Source organism: Limnohabitans sp., assembly GCF_023910625.1.
Classification (GTDB): Bacteria; Pseudomonadota; Gammaproteobacteria; order Burkholderiales; family Burkholderiaceae_C; genus Limnohabitans_A.
Genome location: NZ_JAAVVW010000003.1, coordinates 2,349,659 through 2,370,212 on the forward strand (window position 1 = coordinate 2,349,659; position 20,554 = coordinate 2,370,212).

Here is a 20,554-nt window from a genome sequence, read left to right on the forward strand (position 1 = left end):
TTTCCACCTGATCAAAAGGAGCCTCTGATGGCATCGGGCAAGGAACTACGCACCAAGATCAAATCGGTGGAAAACACCAAGAAGATCACCAAGGCCATGGAGATGATTTCTGTCTCCAAAATGCGCAAAGCGCAGGAGCGTATGCGCACGGCCCGCCCTTACAGCGAGAAGATTCGCACCATTGCGAGCCATCTTGGACAGGCCAACCCTGAGTATGTGCACCCCTTCATGCAGCGCAACGACGGCAAGTCGGTGGGCTTCATTGTGGTCACCACAGACAAGGGTTTGTGTGGTGGCTTGAACACCAACTTGTTGCGTGCTGTGACAGGTCAATTGCGTGAAGCAAAAGCCCAGGGCAAAACGCCCATGGCGGTGGCCATTGGTGGCAAAGGGCTGGGTTTTCTGAACCGGGTCAATGCCAAGGTGGTGGCCCACGTGACGCAGTTGGGCGACAAACCACATTTGGACAAGTTGATTGGTCCCGTCAAAGTGTTGCTCGACGCATACGCCGCAGGCCAGGTGAGCGCGGTGTACCTGTGCTACAACAAGTTTGTCAGCACCATGGCACAAGTGCCCACCATCGATATGTTGCTGCCCTTGTCCAAAGCCGATATGCAGGCCCAGACACAAGCCGCTGGCGATGGGCATGCATGGGATTACATCTACGAGCCCGATGCCCAAACCGTCATTGACGAGTTGCTGGTGCGTTATGCAGAAGCCCTTGCCTACCAGGCGGTGGCCGAAAACATGGCTTCCGAGCATGCCGCGCGCATGGTGGCCATGAAGGCAGCTACTGACAACGCAGGCAATGTGATAGGCGAGCTCAAGCTCGTTTACAACAAGACACGTCAAGCCGCCATCACCAAAGAACTGTCGGAAATCGTCTCTGGCGCAGCCGCGATCAGCGGTTGATCCCCAGTTCAGCTAATTCAAATTATTTGGAGCGAAAAATGCAAGCCCAAGGAAAAATTGTTCAGTGTATTGGTGCCGTGGTCGACGTGGAGTTTCCACGCAACCAGATGCCCAAGGTTTATGACGCACTCAAAATGGAAGGCTCCGCGCTGACCCTAGAAGTGCAGCAGCAGCTCGGCGATGGCATTGTGCGCACCATTGCGCTCGGTTCATCCGACGGTTTGCGTCGTGGTTTGATGGTGTCCAACACCGGCAACCCCATCACCGTTCCCGTGGGCAAAGCCACACTGGGCCGCATCATGGACGTGCTCGGCTCACCCATCGACGAGCGTGGCCCCGTCAGCCAAGAACTGACCGCATCGATCCACCGCAAGGCCCCTGCATACGACGAACTGTCGCCTTCGCAAGAACTGCTGGAAACCGGCATCAAGGTGATTGATTTGGTTTGCCCGTTCGCCAAGGGCGGTAAGGTAGGCTTGTTCGGTGGTGCCGGTGTGGGCAAGACCGTGAACATGATGGAACTCATCAACAACATCGCCAAAGCGCACAGCGGCTTGTCCGTGTTCGCAGGTGTGGGTGAGCGCACCCGTGAAGGCAACGACTTTTACCACGAGATGGCGGACTCCGGCGTCGTGAACCTCGAGAAACTCGAAGAGTCAAAAGTGGCCATGGTGTACGGTCAGATGAACGAGCCACCAGGCAACCGTTTGCGCGTGGCCCTGACCGGTTTGACCATCGCCGAATCTTTCCGTGACGAAGGCAAAGATGTGTTGTTCTTCGTGGACAACATCTATCGCTACACACTGGCCGGTACCGAAGTGTCCGCCTTGTTGGGCCGTATGCCTTCTGCGGTGGGTTACCAGCCAACACTCGCCGAAGAAATGGGCCGTTTGCAAGAACGCATCACGTCGACCAAAGTCGGCTCGATCACATCGATTCAGGCCGTTTACGTACCAGCCGATGACTTGACCGACCCATCGCCTGCGACCACCTTCGCTCACTTGGACTCCACCGTGGTGTTGTCTCGTGACATCGCATCGCTCGGTATCTACCCAGCGGTCGATCCACTGGACTCCACCAGCCGCCAACTCGACCCCTTGGTCGTGGGCCAGGACCATTACGAAACCGCGCGCGCCGTGCAAGGTACTTTGCAGCGTTACCGCGAACTGCGCGACATCATCGCCATCATGGGCATGGACGACTTGGCTCCCGAAGACAAGTTGGCCGTGGCGCGCGCTCGCAAGATCCAGCGTTTCCTGTCACAACCTTTCCACGTCGCTGAAGTGTTCACCGGCTCGCCTGGCAAGTACGTCACATTGGCCGAAACCATCCGTGGTTTCAAGATGATTGTGGCTGGCGAATGCGATCACCTGCCAGAGCAAGCTTTCTACATGGTCGGCACCATCGACGAAGCTTTCGAAAAGGCCAAAAAGGCCGCTTAAAGCAGTGCCGCAGGGTGGCCGACCAGTCTCCCTGCAGCCCGCGTCAAAGCACCTTTTTAAGGAGAAAACATGAACACCATCCACGTTGATGTGGTCAGTGCCGAAGAGTCCATCTGGTCGGGTGAAGCCCGGTTTGTGGCCTTGCCCGGTGAGTCTGGCGAGCTGGGCATTTACCCACGTCACACGCCCCTGATCACCCGCATCAAGGCCGGGTCGGTTCGCATCGAGAAGGCTGACGGCGGTGAAGAATTCGTTTTCGTGGCCGGTGGCATTTTGGAAGTGCAACCTGACTGCGTGACCGTGATGTCGGACACCGCGATTCGCGGCAAAGACCTCGACGAAGAAAAAGCCAATGCGGCCAAACAATTGGCCGAAGAGGCACTGCGCAACGCCAACAGCGAAATCGACTTGGCTGTCGCGCAGTCGGAATTGGCGGTCATGGCAGCCCAATTGTCTGCCCTGCGCAAATACCGCAAAAAGTAATTCTGAAGACCTGCATTGTTGCCTCGTGAGGTGCGGCAAATCACAGAACCCGGCGCAGCAATGCTGCCGGGTTTTTTATTGGCAAAATGGAGACCACTTCAAGAGAGCAATATGAAACGCCAAAAATTGAGCGCTGCATTGGTGGGAGGGACGCCAGACGATGTCGAGCAAGCCTTTTACGATGCTTTGCACAACGCTGACCTCGAAAAACTCATGGCCTGCTGGGCAGAAGAAGATGACATCGTTTGCGTTCACCCGGGTGGTGGCCGAATGATCGGCGCTGGGGCCATCAGGGCCACCTTTGAAGCCATGTTCAACAACGGCAGCGTTCAGGCCTTTCCTGAACGGGTACACAAAATCGAATCATTGGCCAGCTCTGTGCATCACTTGGTTGAACGTGTCGAGATCATCACGCCGCAGGGTGCCAAGCATGCCTTTGTGATTGCCACCAATGTTTACCACAAGACAGCCGAAGGCTGGAAAATGGTGGCTCACCATGCCAGTCCGGGCACAGCCAATGATGCGGTGGACACGGGCGCAAAACCAATGATTTTGCACTGAGCCAATGGACTACAGAGCGCCAGCCTGGTTGCCAGGCGGACATGCGCAGACCATTTGGCCTGCACTTTATGCCCGTAAACGACTGCAAGTCCCTCGGCCAATGCAGCGAGAGCGATGGACCACGCCGGATGGCGACTTCATCGATGTAGACCATCAAGACGCCAGTGCACAAAACCGTCCCTTGCTGGTGTTGTTCCACGGTTTGGAGGGTTCGTCGAAAAGCCATTACGCACAAGCCTTCTCAGATTGGGCCAGCGAGCACGATGTGCAGCTGACCATGCCACATTTTCGGGGCTGCAGTGGTCAAATCAACTTGACCCCCAGGGCATACCACTCCGGAGACCACGAGGAGATCGATTGGGTGCTCAAGCGCTTGAGACAAGCGCATCGAAACAAGCTAGGAAAACATTTGCTGGTTGTGGGCATCTCATTGGGCGGGAATGCCTTGATGCGTTGGGCCGCTGAACATGGCCAAGAGGCTGTCAAAACCGCCGATGCCATTGCTTCAGTCTGTTCGCCGCTGGATCTGGCCTTGAGTGGAGATGCCATAGGAAAAGGGCTGAACCGATACATCTACACCCCCATGTTTCTCAAAACCATGAAACCCAAAGCCTTGGCGAAATGGACACAGTTTCCGGGCTTGTTTGACAAAGAAGCGATGTTGAACGCCAAGGACCTGTATGAATTTGACAATGTGTTCACCGCACCATTGCATGGATTCAATAACACCCAGGATTACTGGGCCAGAGCATCGGCAAAACCACTCATGCAGGCAATCCAACTGCCTGCATTGGCCCTGAATACCTGCAATGACCCCTTTGTGCCTGTCAGCAGCCTACCCCAAAAAGAAGAGGTGTCGCGCAGCGTCACCTTGTGGCAACCCTTACATGGTGGCCATGTGGGATTTGCTGCCGGTTCGTGGCCAGGCCATATCAGGCAAATGCCCAACAAAGTCGGTGAATGGCTCATGGCGGCAGTGGGAGCAACATCAGACAAGCAAGGGGTAACTGATGGATGACATTGTTCGACAGGCCATGGCCAAATGGCCCCATGTGCCCGATTGTTTTGGCTGGCTCGGACTCGATGCGCGCGGCCAATGGCGAATGCGCGATGAACGCGTGCAGGCGCAGGGTTCATTTCAGTCAGGGCGAAGCCAGGCCAAGGGTTCCGTACTGCAACACGAGAAACTCATCGGATTCATCGAGCGCAACTACGCAGGCAATGAAAAAGGCTGGTGGTTTTTTCAAAATGGCCCCCAACGGGTATACATCGAACTGGAGACGACACCATTCATTTGGCGAATCAGCGACGCATTGGAAGTACAGTCGCATACCGGAGCCCTGACCGAAGTCAAAGCCTGCTTGGTTGACGAATTGGGGCGGGCCTATTTGGAGACCAATCTGGGCTTCGGGCTGGTGCACACCATGGATGTGTCAAGACTCGCCAATGCGCTAGAGCGGCAAATATGGGCCCCCGAAGAATGTCTGTCCGGAGAACTCCCTCAAAGGTATGGCTACGCCGTCAGCCCACAATACGATCATGAAAAAAACCAGCAGCACAAGGCATAAAAAACCGACCCCAAGGATCGGTTTGATGAGAGGCCGAATTTTATTTGGCGGCTTCAGCGGCAGGTGCCTTGGGCACCTCAAATTTACCACCGGCACTGTTGGCCAAGTGAACCACAGCACGGGCAATTTCGGTGTCATTGAAGTCACCACCACCTTGAGCGCCCATGGCCCCTTTTCCCTTCAAGGCGGAATTGACCAAACCATTCAGACCCAAGCCCAATCGGGAGCTCCAAGCGGCTGCAACCGCATATTTGGGGGCGCCAGCTGCACCTGAATCGTGGCAAGCCGCACATTGGGCCTTGTAAACTTCTTCGCCGTTTTTGAGCGGACGGTTGGCATCACGCACCTCCACAACGCCCACCTTCTGAATGCGTTGAGCTGTGGCCTTTTCCATGTCAACCGCGCCCGCGGCGGGCTTGTTGTCCGATGTGACATAAAACACCAAACCAATGATGATGAAAACGGGAATAACGAAGGACGCGACACTCACCATCAGCATTTGCTTTGGGGTTTTTACCGGACCGGTATGGGCTTCGTGTTGATCGTGGCTGTTGTCGCTCATGAAATCCTCTTTGGGGCGTGGCCGCAAGGGCTGATGTGTTGATCAAAATCAACCGCTGATTATAACGGCCCACCCTTCGCCGATCTTTCAATCGGGTCAAGCCATCCTGAAGCCGTGAGATAATGAAAAGCACTCCGAGTGCGGCTGTAGCTCAGTGGATAGAGTATCGGCCTCCGAAGCCGAGGGTCGTGGGTTCGATCCCCGCCAGCCGCACCAAAGTTCGTAAGTTGTTGAATTTAAATCACTTTTCCCTATTCCGTGGATGCGAGGTGTCCCGAATAGGTGTCCCGAGTGATCAAAGTTCCACGACTCAAAGCCAATCGGCATGGTGTTTTTTGTGTCCGTGTCTACTGGCGAGACGATGCGGGCAAGCTGCGCGAGAGCCTGCACAGCCTTGGCACAAAAAGCGCAACCGTCGCCCGTATCTTGGCGCTACAGTTCAATGAAGCATATGAACGACAACGCGCCATGACCTCAAAGCCGACATTGCCCAACCTTGACGATTTGGTCAACAAATACAAACTGGACATTGGGCGCGGCATCATGGAAGCCAGCGACCCCGACGACCATGCCCTGATGATGAAGGCCATCGAAGCCTACAAGGCCATTCATGGGGCTTATCCACCCCTCCAAGAGTCCATGAACATTGGGCGCACACCTTCCCCGCGCATCGTGGCGAAGTCCATGCCGTTTAGTCAGGTGATGGACGCATATCTCGAAGAGAAGAAGCGTGACAACGCCCCCCAAACCATCGTGGAAAAAGGGCGCACTTACAAAGACTTTCTGGACATCTTCGGCGACCTTGATCTGAACCTTTACACCAAGGGCGAAATGGTTCAATGGAAAACCGCCGATCTCAAACGAGGGCTTGGAACCAATCGGATCAACAAGCGTTTGGGCCAAATGAATGACCTTTTCAAATGGAGCATTGCCCATGGTCATTACACCGCGCACCCGACCAGTCCCGTGGATGGTTTGTTTATCAGTAGCAAAGGCAAGCTGGGCGCACAGGTGGAGCATTACGAGCCGTTCAGCAATGACGAGCTGGCAGCGATTTTTTCCAGCACCTACCCCGAGGAAATGCCAAAACCAGATCATTACTGGTTGCCCATCGTGGCACTCTTCACAGGGGCAAGGCGCGAGGAAATCGCCAGCCTTAAAGCCTCAAACGTCAAAAAGGTGGACGGGGTGTCATGCTTCTTGATTGAAGGCGGTAAAACGGCGGATGCCCGCCGTGTGGTGCCTGTTCACTCCCAGTTGGAAGGCTTGGGTTTCATGAAATACGCCCAACACCTTCAAAGCATGGGGCAAGAGTTGCTATTCCCATACCTGAACGATGGCGCAAACGGCAGAGGCAAGAACGCAGGGCGGCAGTTCGCCAAATTACTGGACAAACGGCAGATCAAAGACGAGCGGAAGGTTTTTCACTCATTCAGGCACACCCTGATCACGCGATTACACGCCACAGGGGCCAACCCTGCCCATGTCATGCAGATCACGGGCCACCGTGGCGAAACCGCGCAGAGCGTCCACTTTCAGACTTACACCCATGACGTGGGGTTGAAAGCACTGGCTGACACGCTGGAAAAGTTGACGTATACTTTTGATCTAAATGCAATCAAGCTCGAAGAACCCAAATTTCTGTTCTTCCTGAATCGCTGGCAACTTCAAGAGCAACGCAAGGCCAAGACCCGCAAACCATGACACGCTTTCATATCGTCCTCATTGAACGTATATGACCCTCCCGAATTCACATTCGGGGGGTGTAGCTTAATTGGTTAAAGACGTCAGCTTATACCTGACCAAAGCCCTGGCCAGATAAGCCAGAGTGTGTGGGTTCGAGTCCCACCACCCCCACCAAAAGGAGTTATTTATGCTGAGCTTAATGATCATTGCATTATTTTTAATCTGTGGATGGTTATCTATTTATTGTTTTTTCATTTCAGATGAGCCACTTTATGTAAAAATACCAAGCCTACTCGGATTGTTAGCATCTGTAGCCGCGATCTTTTTAAAGCCTTAATTATTTAAAAACCGCTATTAACAGCACCACATGACATAGAAAACACCAAGCAAAACCAACACCTGGCTTTTCAAAATATGAGTGGTAGATAATTTTTGAAAAAAAGTTCATACATTTAATCTATCCAAAATTATAAATTTGTCAAGGGTTAAAAAATAACGCCCGAAACTTGACAAACAAATTTCAGGCGCTATCTTTATATTATTGACTGCTTGCCCCAGCCAACAAATATAAGATAAATCAAACAAAATATCTTGTCAAGTTTTAAAGGGTGCGGCGCTAAAGTCAATCGATTATGGTGCAAGCGTCCTGAGACATACAGCCCGATCCCGCCACTAATCGCCCCCCTAGGATGGGAAAATGCCCGATGGCGAAAACCTGACGGCAAATGACACAGGGGAAGTGAGAGACATGGCGTCGCGACCACGTCATTGAGAGTCTAGCTCTTGAACGCGACAACCTACACCCGCTAGACGGTGATGGTGCGGTATGCATGAAAAAACGCCAGCGTATTTTTTATGACACCCTTGAGTCCCTCTGTGGCTATTTTCGCCACAGTAGGGGATGGCTTCGCCATCGAGAGACTCAGCGGTGTCATATCCTCACTAATTGGGGCAAAGCCCCAAAATAAGTCAATAAATATATTCAGTAGATCAATGATCCATATTTTATAGATCTATAAATCTCCCTCTTTTTAAGAAAAAGTTAGAAAAAAAGAAAAAAGTGTCAGGCGAAGCCTGACCGTCCGAAGGACGGAATGGGGGCCGCGCGCGCACACGCGAGAGCGTGCATGAGCGCTCACGCTCATGAAGCGGCCAACACTGATCGCCTCACAAACACGAAGGCCGACAAAGCCCCTTTTGCTCGACCTATCAGCCGACTTTTACACCCGCCAAGGGGTAGGGCACTCCAAGACCCCTGAGCCCTGAAAACACGTTAAAAAGTGTTTTATCTAACGGGGCGAAGAATCCATTGATGCTAAAGTTAAGTTCACCTACCTGTCGCGTCCCGGATGATTGCATTGACTCAAAACGGTATCCGCTGTTCATGGCCAGAGAGGTCATGCGGCAGTTGATAGACAATCTTTGCGTCACCTCAGCAGTCCACCCGGGAGCCTTGTCATGATGATTGCCTTGCACAAAAACGCACGTACTACGCCCGCCACCCGTGCGGAGATGGCGGCCAGCACGGAGACTGCTGCCACTTTGGCGTTGCGCTTCGGCGTGAGTGAAGGCACTGTTTACAAGTGGAAGGGTCGAGTCAGCTTTCATGACGCGTCCCACACCCCGCACAAGCTTCAAACCACGCTCACACCGGCGCAAGAACAGATCGTGGTCGAACTCAGAAAGACGCTGCTGTTGCCCCTGGATGATTTGCTGGCCGTCACCCGCGAGTTTCTTTGCCCCCAGGCCACACGCTCGGGTCTGGACCGTTGCTTGCGTCGCCACGGCGTTGGCAACCTCAACGCGCTCAGGCCCAAAGAGCCCACTGAGCCTCATAAAGCCTTCAAAAGCTATGAGCCGGGGTTCATCCACATCGATGTCAAATACCTGCCCCAGATGCCCGACGAGACCAGCAGGCGCTATCTGTTTGTGGCCATCGACCGCGCCACACGCTGGGTGTTTGTGCAGATCAAGAGCCACAAGACGGCAGCGGCAGCCCGAGCGTTTCTCAATGCCCTGCACAAGGCGTGCCCGATCAAGATGCAGAAAATTCTGACCGACAACGGCAAGGAGTTCACTGACAGGTTGTTTGCCAGCCGTGAGCGCCAGGCCACGGGCAACCATGAGTTTGATCAACTGTGCCAAGCCTTGAACATTGAACACCGCCTGACCAAACCACGCACGCCGCGCACCAATGGCATGGTCGAGCGCTTCAACGGGCGTATCGCTGATGTGCTCAAGACACACCGATTCACCAGCGGTGAAGATTTGGAGCAAACGCTCATGCGTTACGTGGCTCTGTACAACCATCAGTTACCCCAGTCAGCGCTCAAAAGCAAAACACCGATGAGGGCCATGAAAGACTGGTACGCTTCTCATCCTCATTTGTTTATAAAACGGCCTTACGATCATCCGGGATGCGACACCTACCTACAGGAGTCACCACCGTGAGCGAACTCAACCAACGATTGATCAATGCAGCCTTATATGAAACCTTGACCGCCAAACAAGAAGGTTTAAACATTGCGGCTTCAACGCCAGCGCGAAGGAGTGGGGGTGGAGGTTTGGACCCAGCCATCGCCAGAGCCCGCATGAATCAAATGGCCGAACGTCTTCAACAAGCCGAAGCAGCCCTCGCCGAAGCTAATGCCGTCGTCGCCGACTGGCAATCCGCCATGGAAGCCTGGAAAGACCTCGCCATCACCCTCCGCGAAGAAATCAAAGCCTGCCCCAACCATGAAGCCCATCAATTCGGGAAAAATGATGAAGCAAGAAAAGAACATATTCATAAAAAAGAGGATGAGGAGCGTGCTAAGCGAAATCTCAAACCCAAATACAAAAAGACTTAATTTATTTTTCTCATTAAAAAACCCGCCAATCGGCGGGTTTGGTTTATAGGCCTTCGCCCTTATTTTCTCCACTGGTATTCCCAGTCCCATGCGTTGGCCCAGTAAAGGGTGGGAGGTTGTCTGCAGCGCGAGAAGCGGATCCACCTTTAGAAGTGCCTTTGTTAAGAATATCATCGACATATTTTTCAGCGCCATAGTGATTTTCCCCGTGTGTTACACGGCTACGTTCCCAGCGGTTGTAGTCAGCGCCAGAAGCTGGTCCCAAGCCATTTGCTGCCCGTGCATTGTCAAACTCGCCCCGTGTGAAAAAGGGGCGGGCATGGGGTAAAAGACAAATTTAAATTCTCGAATTCAAATACTCAAAATCTTTTGGTTCCAAATTGCGTTTTAGCAATTCAACGAGATAATTTTTTGTTTTTTCATCCGTTGTTTTACTCATGAAGTTCAACAACGCCGCACCTGCCAAAACCTTTTTTCGTGTCTCTTCGGTGCGTATCTTTTTATCATTTAATGCTTTTAATCTTTTAACAGTCGCTTCGGCTTTTTTCAATTTTTCCTCCGCTGTTTTTAACTTTTCATCGTAGACCATGAATCACCCCGCTTGACTTATTTATCAATATCCATTTAACTTAATTAAAGCCTAACCGTAAGTCAAGACCCCTTAAATCATGCCAATCAAGAATATCCTCACCCATATCTCTGACAAAAGGAAGAGCGCACTTAGAAGTTTCTCCCTTCGGGACATTGCGCTTCGCTCCATTAGAAACTTAAAAAAACCACGGAGTGGTTTTCGTCGCGGTCATGGCTACGCCCCGACACCCAAGAAAAATAATCGAACGCGCGGCGGTATAACATGGCTATTTATCATTTGAATTGTCGGATTGGGAGCAAGCAAGAAGGGCACAGCGCAGGCGCTAAATGTGCTTACATCACACGCACCGAGGCCTATTCAAAAAAATCAGATGAGTGCGCATATAGCGCGAGCGGCAACATGCCGAAATGGCCGAAGGTAGACCCACAAAAAGACCCTTCCCAATATTGGAAAGCGGCGGACATATATGAACGCGATAACGGGCGGCTTTATCGTGAATTGGAATTTGCCCTTCCCCGTGAATTGAGCCTTGATCAACAAAAAGCGCTTTGCCATGCCTTCGCCGAAAAAATCACCAACATCAAAGACGAAGGCGGCAAACTGCCTTTCACTTTTTCGATCCACACAGATCCAAAGAACAACAATCCACACTGCCACCTGATGATCTCGGAACGTGTGAACGATGGCATCAACCGCAATGCGTCCAGATGGTTCAAACGCGCAAACCCCAAAGATCCGAAGAAAGGCGGCGCGGTCAAATCTCAAGAATTGAATGGCAAACAATGGCTGAACCCCACCCGTGAAGCGTGGGCCAACATGGCCAACGAAGCCTTGAAAAACGCAGGCTCAAAAGCCACGATTGATCACCGAAGCAACGAAGCCAGAGGGATCGAAAACATACCGACCAAGCACCTGGGGGCGAAGTGTGCAGGCATGATGAAGCGCGGGGCGTATTGCGAGAGAGGCCCAAAAATTGAAATGTTTAATAAGGGGGCCAAGTTTCAAAAAGACTATTTGCCAGCGCCGCACAGCCGCGCAAAATTGCCAATGAAAGCCATGCGACAGGTTCACACGCGTATATCTTCACCCTTGAAAAAAGACGGTAAGTTGAAATCTTGGCAGGAGATGGCGGACGAGTTGTCCCAACAATTCGCGCAACTGTTCAAAACTTGGCATCAAACCGAGCTGGACAGGCTACGCAGAGAACGCGAGCGTATCGAGCAAAGCATGAACGGAATCAATTTTAGTTTTGGCCCTGCTACCAGCACCATGGCAAGGCTCAAAACGCGAGGCCCGCAGTAAGTTATGATTCAGCCACTCGGGACCCGTTCCCGAGTAAGTGTCCCGAAAAAGTGTCCCGATCCAGGGTAAAAATGCGGGAAAAGTCGATCAGGATCAACCACTTATGAGCGGCAGGGGTTTCGGCCCCGCCAGCCGCACCATATGCAAAACGACAGCCTGCCCGGTGCAAGACCGACCCGCCAAGGCCTCCAAAGCTGCTGACCGCCAGGAGGCCAGTTCGTTCTGCGTGACCAGCATCAGCAGCCGATGGCCTCGGTGCCAGCCAGGACGAGCCAGAAGGCGTTGTCGCCAGTCCTTAGTCGTCCCTGAGAAACCACTGAAACCCGCATGAATGCTAGCTTTCAGGGTCATTCCCAATGTTCAAAACTCCCACATTGATATTCAATGGAGCCTGTTTCCTGGGAGTTCTTGAGGCCCATATGTCCATCACCGCCGATTTCTTTCGCAACCGCCTCGATCAAATGATCGATCTGCGTCATCCACTGGCCGTTTTGGCCAACCGCATGCCTTGGCAAGAAATCGAAGCCTCATTGGCTCACCTCTTTGCCCGCCAGGTCCGCGCTGGCAAGAAGATCGAAGATTCGGACTTGTTTGGTGCGACCGAAGTGATTGCCGGTGCTGGCGTCTCCAAAGCTGGACGCCCGCGCTTGCCCACCCGCTTGATGGTCTCGCTGCTGTACCTCAAACACGCCTTCAACGAGAGCGACGAAGACCTCATCCAGCGCTGGGGCGAGACACCCACTTGGCAATACTTTTCTGGCAACGAATACTTTGAACACCGCTGGCCTTGCGACCCAACCCAACTGGTCAAGTTCCGCAAACTGCTGGGCGAAGGAGGCGTGGAAGAACTCTTGGCCCGCACCATTGAAGTGGCGGTCACCTTGAAACTGATTGCCAGCAAAGAACTCAGCCGCATCATTGTCGACTCCACCGTGCAAGAGAAAGCCATCGCCCACCCCACCGACAGCAAGTTGTTGGAGACCGCTCGCGTCAAACTGGTCGAAGCGGCCAAGGCAGAAGGCATCGAGCTCAAACAATCTTACGCCAAAGAAGGCCAACTGCTGGGCTACAAGGCTGGGCGCTACGCCCATGCCCGCCAGTTCAAACGCATGCGCAAAGCCATCAAACGTCAAGGCACCATCGTGGGCCGATTGCACCGCGAGATCTCACGCAAGATGACGACTTTGAGCCAAGCCGTTCAAGAGGCCTTGGGCGTGAAGGTGGGCATTGCCACCACGCTCAAAGGCACCTTGATCGTGGGCGCCAGAGCCTTCCCTGGCAATCCGTATGACGGCCACACGCTGAACGAACAAGTGGAGCAAGCCAGCATCCTCATACAAGCCCTTGGCACCAAGCCGCAAACAGCCTACGTTGACCTGGGCTATCGGGGTGTGGACAAGGACAACTTGGCTCTCGACATCAAGCACCGGGGCAAATTCAACAGCCTGACGGACGATGAGAAGCAGTCACTCAAACGAAGACAAGCGATTGAGCCGATCATCGGCCACTTGAAAGCGGACCACCGGATGAACCGGTGCCACCTCAAGGGATCAAACGGTGACAGTTTGCATGCAGTCCTGTGCGCTGCAGGCTTCAACATCCGCTGGCTGCTGCGCATGATCGCGGAAAAGGGCATCAGCCTTTTTTTGGGCCTGCTTTTGTCCACCGGTTTGGGGGAGTTGGGCCACCGATTGCGGCAGATTTTTGTAGGTCCCTCGGTCCAGTCCGGAGCAATGAACTTGGCCTTGGTCTGAAAGTGAATTTTTCAGGGACGACTCCTTAGTGCTGGCAAGTTGTCTCAAACCCCGTAACGATCTCGGTATGCCTGCACCAAAGGCAGATGTTCGCCCAAGGCGCTGTTGCTGTGGCTGGACAAAAACTCGAGCAGATCAGACAGCTGCGCGATGGTGCATACCTCCATACCCAGCGTGCCACGCACATATTGAACCGCACTGTGGGGCAGATCCCGCACCGAACCATCGGCCTGTTTTTCGGTGGCCATTTCCTGACGATCCAAGGCAATCGCGATGGCATGGGGGGTCGCACCGGCAGCCCGGATCAGGGCAATCGACTCTCGGGCGGCGGTGCCAGCGCTCATCACATCGTCCACGATCAGCACGCGGCCTTGTAGGGTCGCACCGACCAGGCAGCCGCCTTCGCCGTGGTCCTTGGCTTCCTTGCGGTTGTAGGCAAAGGGCACGTTCTTGCCCAAGCGGGCCAGCTCGATGGCCACGGCCGCGCCCAGCGGAATGCCCTTGTAGGCAGGGCCGAAGATCATGTCGAACCCGATGCCACTGGCCAGCAAGGCTTTTGCATAGAATTGCGCCAGTCGGCTCAGCTTGGCACCGTCGTCAAACAGGCCGGCGTTGAAGAAGTAAGGGCTCATGCGCCCGGCCTTGGTCTTGAATTGCCCAAAGCGCATGACGCCAGAATCGACCGCAAACTGCACAAATTCCTGAGCGAGCGCCTGCATCTCGGCGCTGCTTGCCTGTCCTGTCACCATGGGGAAATCCTTGTTCAAACTCACCAGCCTCAACCTCAACGGCATCCGTTCGGCCACGACCAAGGGGGTCGAAAGCTGGCTGGCGCAAGAAAAGCCTGATTGTATTTGCGTGCAAGAAGTCAAAGCCCAGGCCCCCGACGTGGCGGGCAAGTTTGAAGAACTCGCGGGTCTGAAGGGGCACTTTCACTTTGCCCAGAAAAAAGGCTATTCGGGCGTGGCCGTTTACACACGGCACGAACCCAGCGATGTGGTGGTCGGCTTTGACGGTGGCGAGTTTGACGCCGAAGGCCGCTATGTAGAGCTGCGCTTTGACACCCCGAAGCGCAAGATGTCCATCATCAGCAGCTACTTTCCCAGTGGCTCGTCTGGTCCGGAGCGGCAAGAGGCCAAGTTCCGCTTTCTAGAAAAGATGTACCCGCACCTGATGGCGCTCAAAGGCGAGCGCGAATTTGTGGTGTGCAGCGACATCAACATCGCCCACCAGCAGGCCGACCTGAAAAACTGGCGCAGCAACCAGAAAAACAGCGGCTTTTTGCCCGAAGAACGCGCCTGGATGACCCGGCTGACCACCGAAGGCGGCGTGGTGGATGTGTACCGCCAGCTGCAACCGCACACCACCGACGACTGTTACACCTGGTGGAGCAACCGGGGCCAAGCCTATGCCAACAACGTGGGCTGGCGGCTGGACTACCACTTGGCCACCCCCGCGCTGGCCGAAAAGGCACGCAAAGAGTCCATCTACAAGGCCGAGAAGTTTTCGGACCATGCACCGATCACGGTCGCATACGACTTCCAGTTGTAAGTTGGCGTTTCCAACACATGCAGCAAGGCCCAAAAACCGAAGACTCATCACAAAGCCGGTGCGTTCCATGTGCTTGTGAATGGCGGTGCGGTTGAATCGGTTGCGGCCAACCACCTCAGCTCTGACCGGGGCGCGGCCATGTGCGAACCCAAGGGCCGGAGCAGTGCAAACAGGGTCGAGGTGCCAAAAGAAATGCCCAAGTTCAGGGTCGCGTTCTCAGGGCGCTGATAATTCACCCATGCTGCAATACCAAACCATCCCTGTCACCCCCTTCCAGCAAAACTGCTCCTTGATCTGGGACGACCAGACGCGCCAGGCGGCTGTGGTCGACCCCGGTGGTGATCTGCACCTGATTTTGGCTGCCGTCCATGAACTCCGACTGAAGCTCGAGCAGATCTGGATCACCCATGGTCACCTGGACCACGCCTCGGGCACGGCCGACCTGGCTGAGCAACTCGGGGGCTTGCCCATCATCGGGCCGCATCCCGCAGACCAGTTCTGGATCGATGGTTTGCCGCAGGCCGCTGCGGCATATGGGTTTCCGCCCGCGCGGGTGTTCAAGCCCACGCGCTGGCTGGCCGATGGCGACACCGTCACGCTGGGGGCGCACACTTTGCAGGTGCGCCACTGCCCGGGCCATACACCCGGTCATGTGGTGTTTTATTCACCCGAAATCAAGCGCGCTTTTGTGGGCGATGTGCTGTTTGCAGGCAGCATTGGTCGGACCGATTTCCCGCAAGGCAATCACGATGATTTGATCGCGAGCATCACCGAACGTCTGTGGCCCATGGGTAATGACACGGTGTTCATTCCCGGGCACGGGCCTGAGAGCACCTTTGGGCGCGAGCGTCAAAGCAACCCCTATGTGGGCGGCACCTGAAACGCGCAGCGGCCCTCAGCCCGTGCGTGCTTGTTCGTAAAGGCGCTGCACCTTGGGCAAGTTGGCTTCAAGTTCCTGAATGCGGTTGCTGCCGCTGGGGTGTGTGGACAGGAAAGACGGGCCACCATTGCTACTGGCCGCTTGCATTTTTTGCCAAAGGCTCACGCTGGCCTCTGGTAAAAAACCACCACGGGCAGCGATTTCCAGGCCCACCAGGTCCGACTCGGTTTCGTCATCGCGGCTGTACTTCAGGGTGAGCAGCTGGGTGCCCAAGTTGGCTGCTGCATCGCCCAAAGCGCCCAAACCCAAGAGTTGCGAGGCGATGGACAGGCCCATGCTGGTGGCCTGGCTTTTGGCCAGACGCGCGCGAGCATGTTCGCGCAAGGCATGCGCCATCTCATGCCCCATGATCATTGCAGCTTCGTCGTCAGTCAGTTTCAGTTGGTCCAGGATACCGGTGTAAAAAGCGATCTTGCCACCGGGCATGCACCAGGCGTTGATTTGTTTGCTGCCAATCAAGTTGACTTGCCAGCGCCATTCGCGGGAGCGAGCATTCCACTGGGAGCTGTGCGGGATCAGTTTGTTGGCAATGGCCCTCAGGCGCATCAATTGCGGGTGATCGTCAAGGGCCAGTGCACCCTTGGCGCGGGCTTCGGACAGCACTTGTGTGTACTGCTGGCGTGCAGAGGCTTCTAGGGTCTCGGCGGGAACCAATTTGCGCAGGCCAGACGCTGAGCCCACATCTACTTGGGCCAAGGCGCCTGTGGTGCCCGCAACTGCAGTGGCGCCAGCGGCCAGCAAGAAGGCGCGGCGGGCCTGCCAACGGGGTGAGTCCGATGGTGTGGCGGCATCGGCTGTGGGGGTTTTGAGGTCGCAAATAATGCACATGGTTTGGAAATCATAACGAATGCTTTGGGTTTGCCACAGGTCAAGGGGCTTTTCGCCATGCTGTGCGGCAACCGATAATCTGCCCATGTTTGAAACTGCTGCTCCACACAACCCCTCCGCGCCCACCACCGTGCGCACCTGGCGCGAGGCGCTGCGCTTGTATTTGCAGCCCGCCAGTTTGCGCATGCTGGCGCTGGGCTTTGCCGCCGGCTTGCCGTTGCTGCTGGTGCTGGGCACGCTCAGTTTCAGGTTGCGCGAGGCGGGCATTGACCGCAGCACGATTGGCTACCTCAGTTGGGTGGGCTTGGCCTATGGTGTGAAATGGATGTGGGCGCCGCTGGTGGACCGCATGCCCATTCCTTGGCTCACGCGGCTGCTGGGGCGCAGGCGCAGCTGGTTGCTGGTGTCGCAAATCGTCATTGCTGGCGGTTTGGTGGGCATGGCGCTCAATGACCCGTCTCAGTTGCTGGGCCCGTTGGTGGCCTGTGCCTTGGCGGTGGCCATCGCATCGGCCACCCAAGACATTGCGCTGGACGCCTACCGCATCGAGTCGGCCGAGGTGAATGCCCAAGCCGCATTGGCCGCCAGTTACCAAACGGGTTACCGCTTGGCCATGATCTGGGCCGGGGCGGGGGTGTTGTGGATCGCCGCCTGGGCACAAGGCGAACAAACCACGGGCTATGCCCAGTCGGCTTGGCAAGCGGCCTACCTGGTCATGGCGCTGAGCATGCTGCCGGGCATGTGGGTGGTGCTGGCCTCGCCCGAGCCGGTGCCTGCCCCCTTTGCGCCTGCGCGCACCGTGGTCGAGTGGCTCAAGGGCGCGGTGGTCGAGCCTTTTGCCGATTTTTGGCTGCGTTACCGCTGGCAGGCGGTTTTGCTCTTGGCGCTGATCGCGGTCTACCGCATCAGCGATGTGGTCATGGGCATCATGGCCAACCCGTTTTATGTGGACATGGGTTTCACAAAAAGCGAAGTGGCCAGCGTGACCAAGCTGTACGGTGTCATCATGACTTTGGTGGGGGCGTTTGTGGGCGGTGTGCTGTCGGCGCGGCTGGGCGTGATGCGTGTGCTCATGCTGGGTGCGGCCTTGAGTGCGCTCACCAATTTGCTGTTTGTCTGGCTCAGCGGCGTGGGCCACGACGTGCAGGCGCTGGTGTGGGTCATCTCGGCCGACAACCTGGCCAGCGGCATTGCCTCTGCCGCGTTCATCGCCTATTTGTCCTCGCTCACCAACATCAGTTATTCGGCCACGCAATACGCCTTGCTCAGCTCGATGATGCTGCTGCTGCCCAAGTTCATTGCCGGTTTTTCGGGGGAATTTGTGGACGCCTACGGCTACGCCAGCTTCTTCACCGCCACGGCTTGGCTGGGCTTGCCGGTGTTGGTGCTGGTGGTGTTGACGGCGCGGGTGCATGCGCGAGTGCCACGGTGACTTGATGTAATTTTTTCTATGGCGTGGATTGAGAATGGCCGCAGGGTGAATGCTCTTGTCGGAGCCTTCAATTCAGAAACTTCGTGGCTTTGTAAATTTGCAGTTTATTGAAAGTACGTGATGCACAAGGTGTTGGTGGTGGGCGGTGCAGGCTACATTGGCAGCCACATGGTCAAACGGTTGGGCCAGTTGGGCTGCGCCGTGACCACGCTGGACAACCTGAGCAGCGGCCATCGAGATGCGGTGCTGTGTGGCGACTTCATTCACGGCGACTTGGCCAATACCGCGCTGTTGGCACGGCTGCTGCAGCCTGGTCGCTTCGATGCGGTGATGCACTTTGCCTCGTTCATTCAAGTGGGCGAATCTGTGCAAGATCCGGCCAAGTACTACGAAAACAACGTCACCAACACCCTGCACCTGTTGGGCGCCATGCGTGCTGCTCGGGTGAACCGCTTCATTTTTTCGTCCACCGCCGCCACCTTTGGTGAGCCCCAGTATTCACCCATAGATGAGCGTCATCCCCAGCAACCCATCAACCCGTATGGGCGCAGCAAGCTGATGATTGAGCAGGTGCTGGAAGACTATGACCGAGCTTACGGCTTGAAGTCGGTGTGTTTGCGATACTTCAACGCCGCCGGGGCCGACCCGGACGGCGAACTGGGCGAACGGCACGAACCCGAAACCCACCTGATCCCTTTGGTGCTGCAAGCCGCTTCTGGGCGACGTTCGCATATTTCGGTGTTTGGGCGCGACTACGACACGCCCGACGGCACCTGCATTCGCGACTACATTCACATCAACGACCTGTGTGAAGCTCATTGGCTAGCGCTGCAAAGCCTGATGCAAGGCGCTGGCAGCCAGCGGTACAACTTGGGCAACGGCCAAGGCTTCTCAGTGCAAGCGGTGATCGAGGCAGCCCAACGGGTGACTGGGCGCACCATTGCCGTGCAGGATGCTCCACTACGCGAAGGCGACCCTGCCCGGCTGGTGGCTGACGCCACCTTGGCCCGCCAACAACTGGGCTGGAGGCCCCAGTTTGCCGACCTGGACACTTTGGTGCGCCACGCTTGGGCTTGGGAACAGCGGATGGCCGGTTTGACTTAAACCGTCAAACCCATGGTGCGAATGAAATTGCTCATGTCGTTTTTCTCTTGAGCGGGGCTGTAACGAGCCCGCAGGTCTTCGATGAGGTCCAACGCCAAGGGGAATTCGGGTGCGGCATCCAGCTGATGGATTTTGCGCAAAACACTTTGAGCAAAGCCCACCACGTTGCCCGATTCAACAGCCTCGAACACCGCTGGCGACCAGTACTCTTGTGCGCCTTGCCCTGTGTAGCCAATGACTTGGTTGCCGCACAGCGCTGCTTCCAAGGGCGGTAGTGGGCAACCCTCGAAATGGCTAAACGACATGAAGATTTTTGAGCGCTGCATCAAGTCAGCTACACCCGCTTCGTTTAGCCCGTCGATGGCCTGAATACGCCAGTCCGCGGGCAGGTGGTTGCGCAAGAAAAACAGCACCTTGGACGAATGATCGGCCAACTTACGCGGCATGTAGGTGATCAGGTTTTCTTTGGGCTGGTGGGTGTTGAAACGCTGCGCGTCGACCGAATAATGGACACGCAAAATCCGCTCTTCGGTGCCGGGGAAGGCCATGGCCACACACCGACTGGCGTCATCGGATATGGTCAATACGCAGCGGGCGCCGGCATACGCTGCATTGAGAACGGCTGGGTCACCCTTGCTGATGTAGTAGCCGTTTTGTACATATATTGCATAGGTAACGCCTAGCCGCGCCAGCTGATCTCCGTACTTGCGTGCCCAAAGCTCTGGCACCACTACGAGTTCTTGCTGGGAATCAAAACAACCTTCGATACCCGACATGGAAGGCTTGCCCACCCAACGCCAATGAAACCAGCGGCGTTCCACTGGCACTGTAGTGTCGAACCACTGGACCCGAAACCTCCATGTGTTGGGGTGCATCACGACAGCGCTGTGACCTAGCGGTTGCAAGAGCTGGTTGACCAACTCAGCTTGACGGTAGATGACCTTCACGCCCCCGACGGCTTTTCTGATGGGGTGGCAGAGCCAAATGA

Annotated in this window: 20 protein-coding genes and 2 tRNA genes; 17 read left to right on the forward strand and 5 right to left on the reverse strand. The window is 55.4% G+C overall.

Annotated features, from left to right (window positions below; translation table 11 throughout):
• Positions 1-27 precede the first annotated feature (27 nt).
• The 6 genes from atpG to HEQ17_RS14820 all read left to right on the forward strand — a co-directional run bounded on the left by atpG (position 28) and on the right by HEQ17_RS14820 (position 4,966).
• Positions 28-912 (forward strand): F0F1 ATP synthase subunit gamma, encoded by an 885-nt coding sequence (gene atpG, locus HEQ17_RS14795; protein WP_296293440.1) that lies wholly within the window; start codon positions 28-30, stop codon positions 910-912.
• 38 nt (positions 913-950) lie between these two features.
• Positions 951-2,354, forward strand: coding sequence for a F0F1 ATP synthase subunit beta (atpD, locus tag HEQ17_RS14800; RefSeq protein WP_296293441.1), 1,404 nt, complete (start codon positions 951-953; stop codon positions 2,352-2,354).
• Positions 2,355-2,423: 69 nt separating this feature from the next.
• Complete coding sequence (locus HEQ17_RS14805) at positions 2,424-2,837, forward strand: F0F1 ATP synthase subunit epsilon (protein ID WP_296293442.1); 414 nt, start codon at positions 2,424-2,426, stop codon at positions 2,835-2,837.
• A 111-nt stretch (positions 2,838-2,948) separates the two neighbouring features.
• Positions 2,949-3,398 (forward strand): nuclear transport factor 2 family protein, encoded by a 450-nt coding sequence (locus HEQ17_RS14810; RefSeq protein WP_296293444.1) that lies wholly within the window; start codon positions 2,949-2,951, stop codon positions 3,396-3,398.
• Between the two features lie 4 nt (positions 3,399-3,402).
• Entirely contained in the window at positions 3,403-4,416 is a 1,014-nt protein-coding gene (locus tag HEQ17_RS14815) for an alpha/beta fold hydrolase (protein WP_296293445.1), read from the forward strand.
• Positions 4,409-4,966, forward strand: coding sequence for a DUF2946 family protein (locus tag HEQ17_RS14820; protein WP_296293447.1), 558 nt, complete (start codon positions 4,409-4,411; stop codon positions 4,964-4,966). Before HEQ17_RS14815 ends, HEQ17_RS14820 begins: the two co-directional genes overlap by 8 nt.
• Before the next feature lie 40 nt (positions 4,967-5,006).
• On the opposite strand, the gene HEQ17_RS14825 is transcribed toward HEQ17_RS14820, so the two are convergent.
• Positions 5,007-5,528 carry a c-type cytochrome gene (locus tag HEQ17_RS14825; protein ID WP_296293448.1) on the reverse strand — a complete coding sequence of 174 codons (522 nt, stop codon included), beginning with the start codon at positions 5,526-5,528 and terminating at the stop codon, positions 5,007-5,009.
• Between the two features lie 140 nt (positions 5,529-5,668).
• Here HEQ17_RS14825 and HEQ17_RS14830 point away from each other — a divergent pair.
• The 5 genes from HEQ17_RS14830 (at position 5,669) to HEQ17_RS14850 (ending at position 10,063) form a co-directional block, all read left to right on the forward strand.
• Positions 5,669-5,744, forward strand: a tRNA-Arg gene (locus HEQ17_RS14830).
• Positions 5,745-5,996: 252 nt separating this feature from the next.
• Positions 5,997-7,232: a site-specific integrase gene (locus HEQ17_RS14835; RefSeq protein WP_296293449.1), complete on the forward strand. Its 1,236-nt coding sequence runs from the start codon at positions 5,997-5,999 to the stop codon at positions 7,230-7,232.
• Between the two features lie 55 nt (positions 7,233-7,287).
• A tRNA-Ile gene (locus HEQ17_RS14840) sits at positions 7,288-7,388 on the forward strand.
• Positions 7,389-8,672: 1,284 nt separating this feature from the next.
• Complete coding sequence (locus tag HEQ17_RS14845; RefSeq protein WP_296293450.1) at positions 8,673-9,665, forward strand: IS481 family transposase; 993 nt, start codon at positions 8,673-8,675, stop codon at positions 9,663-9,665.
• On the forward strand, positions 9,662-10,063 hold the full coding sequence (locus HEQ17_RS14850) for a hypothetical protein (protein WP_296293451.1): 402 nt from the start codon (positions 9,662-9,664) through the stop codon (positions 10,061-10,063). The genes HEQ17_RS14845 and HEQ17_RS14850 overlap by 4 nt, the downstream gene beginning before the upstream one ends.
• Positions 10,064-10,400: 337 nt before the next feature.
• Here HEQ17_RS14850 and HEQ17_RS14855 read toward each other — a convergent pair whose 3' ends face one another.
• Complete coding sequence (locus HEQ17_RS14855; protein ID WP_296293452.1) at positions 10,401-10,652, reverse strand: hypothetical protein; 252 nt, start codon at positions 10,650-10,652, stop codon at positions 10,401-10,403.
• Positions 10,653-10,916: 264 nt separating this feature from the next.
• Between HEQ17_RS14855 and HEQ17_RS14860 the strand changes: the two genes are divergently transcribed.
• Entirely contained in the window at positions 10,917-11,957 is a 1,041-nt protein-coding gene (locus HEQ17_RS14860; RefSeq protein WP_296293453.1) for a MobA/MobL family protein, read from the forward strand.
• A gap of 419 nt (positions 11,958-12,376) precedes the next feature.
• The gene (locus tag HEQ17_RS14865) at positions 12,377-13,711 is read left to right on the forward strand and encodes a transposase (RefSeq protein WP_296293454.1); all 1,335 of its coding nucleotides are present in this window, start codon (positions 12,377-12,379) and stop codon (positions 13,709-13,711) included.
• Positions 13,712-13,755: 44 nt separating this feature from the next.
• On the opposite strand, the gene pyrE is transcribed toward HEQ17_RS14865, so the two are convergent.
• Positions 13,756-14,460, reverse strand: coding sequence for an orotate phosphoribosyltransferase (gene pyrE / locus HEQ17_RS14870; RefSeq protein ID WP_296293455.1), 705 nt, complete (start codon positions 14,458-14,460; stop codon positions 13,756-13,758).
• Here pyrE and HEQ17_RS14875 point away from each other — a divergent pair.
• The gene (locus HEQ17_RS14875; RefSeq protein ID WP_296293456.1) at positions 14,459-15,262 is read left to right on the forward strand and encodes an exodeoxyribonuclease III; all 804 of its coding nucleotides are present in this window, start codon (positions 14,459-14,461) and stop codon (positions 15,260-15,262) included. The genes pyrE and HEQ17_RS14875 overlap by 2 nt on opposite strands.
• 238 nt (positions 15,263-15,500) lie before the next feature.
• The gene (locus HEQ17_RS14880) at positions 15,501-16,142 is read left to right on the forward strand and encodes an MBL fold metallo-hydrolase (protein ID WP_296293457.1); all 642 of its coding nucleotides are present in this window, start codon (positions 15,501-15,503) and stop codon (positions 16,140-16,142) included.
• Between the two features lie 15 nt (positions 16,143-16,157).
• On the opposite strand, the gene HEQ17_RS14885 is transcribed toward HEQ17_RS14880, so the two are convergent.
• The gene (locus HEQ17_RS14885) at positions 16,158-17,030 is read right to left on the reverse strand and encodes a M48 family metallopeptidase (RefSeq protein ID WP_296293458.1); all 873 of its coding nucleotides are present in this window, start codon (positions 17,028-17,030) and stop codon (positions 16,158-16,160) included.
• An 85-nt stretch (positions 17,031-17,115) separates the two neighbouring features.
• On the opposite strand from HEQ17_RS14885, the gene HEQ17_RS14890 reads away from it, so the two are divergent.
• Together HEQ17_RS14890 and galE are read left to right on the forward strand one after the other, a co-directional pair.
• A complete protein-coding gene (locus HEQ17_RS14890; protein ID WP_296293459.1) occupies positions 17,116-18,462 on the forward strand; it encodes an AmpG family muropeptide MFS transporter in 1,347 nt (448 codons plus the stop codon).
• A gap of 120 nt (positions 18,463-18,582) precedes the next feature.
• Positions 18,583-19,566: a UDP-glucose 4-epimerase GalE gene (gene galE, locus HEQ17_RS14895; protein WP_296293460.1), complete on the forward strand. Its 984-nt coding sequence runs from the start codon at positions 18,583-18,585 to the stop codon at positions 19,564-19,566.
• On the opposite strand, the gene HEQ17_RS14900 is transcribed toward galE, so the two are convergent.
• Positions 19,563-20,513 carry a hypothetical protein gene (locus HEQ17_RS14900; protein ID WP_296293461.1) on the reverse strand — a complete coding sequence of 317 codons (951 nt, stop codon included), beginning with the start codon at positions 20,511-20,513 and terminating at the stop codon, positions 19,563-19,565. The genes galE and HEQ17_RS14900 overlap by 4 nt on opposite strands.
• Positions 20,514-20,554: the final 41 nt, after the last annotated feature.